The sequence below is a fragment of the Polynucleobacter sp. 35-46-11 genome, assembly GCF_002281105.1.
Map to the genome: position 1 here is coordinate 1 of NZ_NCFJ01000223.1, position 4,000 is coordinate 4,000.

Annotated in this window: 4 protein-coding genes; 2 read left to right on the forward strand and 2 right to left on the reverse strand. The window is 46.8% G+C overall.

Features of this window, described 5'->3' with window-relative positions; genetic code table 11:
* Positions 1–249: 249 nt before the first annotated feature.
* On the reverse strand, positions 250–1,653 hold the full coding sequence (locus B7Y67_RS12315; RefSeq protein WP_293598899.1) for a coniferyl aldehyde dehydrogenase: 1,404 nt from the start codon (positions 1,651–1,653) through the stop codon (positions 250–252).
* Between the two features lie 50 nt (positions 1,654–1,703).
* On the opposite strand from B7Y67_RS12315, the gene msrA reads away from it, so the two are divergent.
* Positions 1,704–2,276 carry a peptide-methionine (S)-S-oxide reductase MsrA gene (gene msrA / locus B7Y67_RS12320; RefSeq protein ID WP_293598900.1) on the forward strand — a complete coding sequence of 191 codons (573 nt, stop codon included), beginning with the start codon at positions 1,704–1,706 and terminating at the stop codon, positions 2,274–2,276.
* A gap of 29 nt (positions 2,277–2,305) precedes the next feature.
* Here msrA and pdxH read toward each other — a convergent pair whose 3' ends face one another.
* The gene (gene pdxH, locus B7Y67_RS12325; RefSeq protein WP_293598901.1) at positions 2,306–2,941 is read right to left on the reverse strand and encodes a pyridoxamine 5'-phosphate oxidase; all 636 of its coding nucleotides are present in this window, start codon (positions 2,939–2,941) and stop codon (positions 2,306–2,308) included.
* A gap of 22 nt (positions 2,942–2,963) precedes the next feature.
* Here pdxH and B7Y67_RS12330 point away from each other — a divergent pair, with 22 nt between their 5' ends.
* Positions 2,964–3,713, forward strand: a complete 750-nt coding sequence (locus B7Y67_RS12330) for a tRNA threonylcarbamoyladenosine dehydratase (RefSeq protein WP_293598902.1) — start codon at positions 2,964–2,966, stop codon at positions 3,711–3,713.
* The last annotated feature ends 287 nt before the right edge of the window (positions 3,714–4,000 follow it).

A 4,000-nucleotide genomic window follows, 5' to 3' on the forward strand; every position in this document is an offset into this window, starting at 1 on the left:
TTACACATCCCGTTTAAGGGATGTCTCCGTGTATACACTCTCTGTTTTTTATTGAGTGTGATGGTCAAAGGCATCGACCATCAGACAGGCGGCAGCGCGTTTTTTAAACTTCGGTGTTTATAACTTCTAAACGGTACGCTGAAATATAGCTGGGGGGCGATGAATCAAATTGCTTTTAAAAGCCTCCTATTATGGCATTTTAAGAAGCTAATTACAAGGGTTTTCCCGAATTAATTGCAGGTCATGGCTTTAGTTTAGCCAGCGCAATAGGCGCTCAACTCCATTTCCATAGGGTGGCCTTGCCAATTTAGTGCCGCGCAAGAAATTAAACCCAAGGAAGCCTCGAACCTCTAAAACAGATTTGCGATGACTAAATGCCTCAAAACCCGCTTTGCCATGATAAGCGCCCATGCCGCTTGCCCCAACGCCACCAAATGGTAAGTCTTCAACAGCTGCATGCAAAAGAGTGTCATTCAATGTGACGCCGCCCGAGCGAGTCTCATTCAGAATGCGCTTCACCACTTCTTTGCTCTTGCCAAACCAATATAGGGCCAATGGCATAGGACGCTCATTGATATAGCGGATTGTTGAATCGATATCGTTGATTGCCACGATTGGCAGGATCGGTCCGAATACCTCTTCTTGCATGATGAGTGCATCTTCAGAAATATTTAAGAGGGCTACCGGAGTGAATGGCATTACGGAATTGTCAGGAGATGAGATGAGTTGAATTGCCTGTGCACCACGATCTACCGCATCTTGAACAAGCTGATGCCAACGTGCAAGCTGATGTTCATCAATAGCGCCAGTCAACTCCTCTGGATTGCGGAATTGTTTCTGAGCTGCATTTTGTAACTCCTGGATAAATGCCTCGCAATCACTTGCATGAACTACTGCATAGTCAGGCGCAATGCAGGTTTGACCGCCATTCACCAGCTTGCCGTAAATGATGCTGGCAGCAGCATCTTTGAGATTGGCTGAGGGGTCAACAATCGCTGGTGATTTGCCGCCGAGCTCAAGGGTAATCGGTGTCAGGTGATCTGCAGCTGCACGCATAACCTTTTTGCCAATGTCTCCTGAGCCAGTAAAAAAGAGATGGTCAAATGGGAGCGCTGCAAAATATTCTGCAACTTCAGTGCCGCCAACGCTGACACAAAATTCGCTTGGGTGAAAATATTCTTGAATTAATGTTGCTAAGAATCCAGATGTACGTGAACTTCTTTCTGAGGGTTTGAGCCAAACACGGTTACCCGCCGCAAAAGCTGCAATGGCTGGAACAAGCGCTAGTTGAACTGGATAATTCCAAGGACTCATAATGCCCACGACACCCATAGATTGCATTTGTGTCCAAGCGTGAGAGGAGCCTAAGAATCCAGGTGTTGCTACGAGTTGCGGCTTCATCCAATCTTTGAGGTGCTTGCGAACATGTTTGCAAGCCTGATAAATCATTTGAAACTCAAGAAGTCGACTCTCAATTGAGTGGCGAGTGCCGAAGTCTGCAGCCAAGACTTTGCAGATTTTTTCTTCATTGGCAGTAATCATTTGCTCAATCCGCCCAATTCGCTCAAGGCGAACCTCTAATGTAGGGTTCGGTTCTGCGGCATAAGCTGCCTTGATTTCATCTAATTGGAGTGTGAAGCGATTTATGGACATGGGTTTCTGTATGGCAAGCAAACGATTGAATAAGGTATTAGGATAAAGGCATGAACGAAACTATCTTTAAAAACCACCCAACTCTTGAGCGCGCCACTTTGGGCGGCGGCTGTTTTTGGTGTCTCGAAGCGGTTTATCAGCAAATTTCCGGGGTAAGCGCGGTCGTTTCAGGGTATGCAGGAGGTGCAATGGCTAATCCCGATTATGAGTCTGTATGCTCGGGGCAAACAGGTCACGCAGAAATTGTAGATGTCTATTTCGATCCGACAGAAGTCTCTTATCGTGATTTATTGGAAATATTTTTTGTTATTCATGATCCAACTACCTTGAACTATCAAGGTAATGATCATGGTACCCAATATCGCTCAGTGATTTTTACGCATAGCGATAGCCAAAGTGCAATCGCTCATGTGGTAATTAAAGAATTGGAGGATGCAAAGATCTATGCCAATCCGTTGGTGACTCAAATTGATATTGCTCCCGTTATTTATCCGGCTGAGGACTATCATCAAAATTACTTTCGTCAGCATCCAGGGCAGGGATACTGCATGGCAGTCGTTGCGCCCAAATTGGCGAAATTTAGAGCAAAGTTTCAATCCTTGATCGCGCCGGAGTTTCGCTAGAGTAATCGGATTAAGCGTCCGCCAATCCTTTAAGGTGCTAGGCGAGCAATCCGCCATTGAGCACCATCGAGTTGATAGTGGATGCGGTCATGCAGGCGTGAAGGACGGCCTTGCCAGAATTCAATTTCAGTAGGGTGTAGACGATATCCACCCCAATGCTCTGGTCTTGGAGGCCTATCTCCGAAATCTGCTGCGAAACGCTTTTCAGCTTCCTCCAGAAACTCTCGATTCGGAATCTCAGCACTTTGCGGTGAAGCCCATGCCCCAATTCGGGAGGCTGCTGGGCGCGAGTGGAAGTATTCATCGCTCTCGGCAGGGCTGACACGCTCAACCACACCTTTGATGCGAACTTGACGCTCTAGCTCATGCCAATGAAATAACAAGGCGGCATGAGGACGAGCGGCCAACTCTTTGCCTTTTTGGCTTTCGTAATTGGTAAAGAAGGTAAAGCCAGCGCTATCTGCACCTTTTAGTAAGACAATACGGGCTGATGGATTGCCTGCCGCATCTGCAGTTGCCAAAGTCATCGAGTTGGGTTCAGGACACTCCGCCTTGACGGCCTGATCAAACCAAAGCTGAAATAGGCTTAGTGGATTCGGTGGAACTTCAGTCTCTGAAAGCTGGCCAAAGGTATAGTTTTTGCGGAGTTGAGCGATGGAGTCCATTTTTTCAGTATAAAGAGAAGCTATGGCAGAAGACAAGATAGAGGACAGCGTAGGGGATCGTCGTTTTGGGGGTGTAGCTCGGCTATACGGCCCAGAGCTGCGTGAGCGTTTTCGTCATGCGACAGTAGTAGTGGCTGGATTAGGCGGTGTGGGCTCTTGGGCCGCTGAAGCTTTGGCTCGCACTGCTATCGGTCATCTTGTCCTAATTGATTTCGATCATATTGCCGAAAGCAATACCAATCGTCAGCTACATGCTTTAGAGGGCGAGTATGGCAAAGCAAAAGTACAAGCAATGACGGATCGTATTCGCCAAATTAATCCGGAGATCATGCTTACTACACATGATGCGTTTTTGGAGCCAGAAAATTTGGATGCTTTGATTCCAGAAAATGCAATTGTTTTAGATGCAACGGATTCAGTGCAAACCAAAATTGCCTTAGCGGTTTGGGCAAACAAAAATCAGCGTGCTGTAGTGATGTGTGGTGCAGCTGGCGGAAAATCAGATCCGACCTCTGTTCGTTGCGATGATCTTTCTAGAACTGAGCAAGACGCTTTATTAGCCAAGGTGCGTCAGGGCCTCAGACAGGATCATGGCTTTTCTAGAAATTTGAAGAGAAAAATCGGCATTCGCGCAATCTACTCTCACGAGCCGCGCGCAGGTGTTGCTAGTGGTGGCCTTGCATGTTCTGGTTACGGGTCAACAGTGATGGTGACTGCATCCTGCGGTTTGGCGGCGGCGGCTGAAGTTTTAAATCTGATTGCTAGTCAGTAAGTCATTCTTTCAAATTTACTCATAAATCCTTAAGGGGAATCCCTGTAGGAAATTACGGATTCTGATGTCATCCCAAATTTAATAATTCCCCGGTAAGCCCGTGCATACGTAGAGACATCATGTATTGCAAATCACATTTATTTGTTTAGGCACTTTGTGCATTTATATCCCCTAGTGTAGATGTGCACTCCTCCCTAGACTTTGCCTCGTTGGTGATTTACCAACGACAAATCGAAAGGAGGTCTCTTTTGCAGACTGAACAAACTGGTTTACAGCGCCACCTCAAA

What these genes read in the sequence shown, in the direction of transcription:
- pdxH (WP_293598901.1), bottom strand. Translation starts at nt 2,941, where the DNA reads ATGGACTCCATCGCTCAACTCCGCAAAAACTATACCTTTGGCCAGCTT.
- B7Y67_RS12330 (WP_293598902.1), top strand. Translation starts at nt 2,964, where the DNA reads ATGGCAGAAGACAAGATAGAGGACAGCGTAGGGGATCGTCGTTTTGGG.
- msrA (WP_293598900.1), top strand. Translation starts at nt 1,704, where the DNA reads ATGAACGAAACTATCTTTAAAAACCACCCAACTCTTGAGCGCGCCACT.
- B7Y67_RS12315 (WP_293598899.1), bottom strand. Translation starts at nt 1,653, where the DNA reads ATGTCCATAAATCGCTTCACACTCCAATTAGATGAAATCAAGGCAGCT.